The 387-nt window shown below is 57.1% G+C and carries 1 protein-coding gene; it reads left to right on the plus strand.

Annotated elements, in window-relative coordinates; all coding sequences use genetic code 11:
* The coding region (locus tag E4T68_RS09035; protein WP_135126072.1) for a universal stress protein at positions 1–230 on the plus strand (230 nt) is incomplete at its 5' end.
* Positions 231–387: the final 157 nt, after the last annotated feature.

Here is a 387-nt window from a genome sequence, read left to right on the forward strand (position 1 = left end):
TGCTGGACGGCATCCGGCAGCTGGGCGATGCGCAAGGCGTGAAGGTCAAGCCCGTGGTGGCCAAGTCGGACCTCGTCGCCGAGGCGATCATCGCCGCGGCCGCCAAGCACGACTGCGACCTGATCGTGATGGCCTCGCACGGCCGCAAGGGCGTCAAGCGCCTGCTGCTGGGCAGCGAAACACAGCATGTGCTGACGCATTCGCACATCCCTGTTCTGGTTCTGCGCTGATGCGTCGATGGTGATTCAGGCGGTGATTTAGGTGCTGTGCGGCACCAGACTTGCAATTGAATCGCTATAAAAAAGGAAGCAACCTGCCCAAGGTTAGCTTCCTTTTATTTATTGAACCTCATTCAAATGAATGAATAGCGTACGCTAACCGCTATCA

Source organism: Granulicatella sp. WM01 (assembly GCF_004570605.1).
Classification (GTDB): domain Bacteria; phylum Bacillota; class Bacilli; order Lactobacillales; family Aerococcaceae; genus WM01.